Source organism: Pyramidobacter sp. C12-8, from assembly GCF_002007215.1.
Classification (GTDB): Bacteria; Synergistota; Synergistia; order Synergistales; family Dethiosulfovibrionaceae; genus Pyramidobacter.
Genome location: NZ_MUHX01000141.1, coordinates 1 through 225, shown reverse-complemented (window position 1 = coordinate 225; position 225 = coordinate 1). Strand labels below are relative to the sequence as shown.

Below are 225 nucleotides of genomic sequence, written 5' to 3'. Positions count from 1 at the left end.
ATTTTGGTCGTGCCGCTTTGAATCACAACCCTGCTCAGGCTTTCGCATTGCTCGCAAACGTATTCTTCAATGCAGTCGAGCGTGGACGGGAACTCAATGGTTTTCAGGCTTTTACATCCGTAAAAAGCCATGCTACCGATTATCTTAGCGTTTTTTGAAATCGTAACGCTCTCTAATGACGAACAATCACTAAACGCAAATTCGCCGATTTCCGTTACGCTGTCC

Annotated in this window: 1 protein-coding gene; it reads right to left on the bottom strand. The window is 45.3% G+C overall.

Annotated features, from left to right (window positions below; translation table 11 throughout):
• On the bottom strand, positions 1-209 hold a 209-nt coding region (locus tag B0D78_RS13640), incomplete at its 3' end, for a leucine-rich repeat protein (RefSeq protein WP_446737336.1).
• Positions 210-225 lie beyond the last annotated feature (16 nt).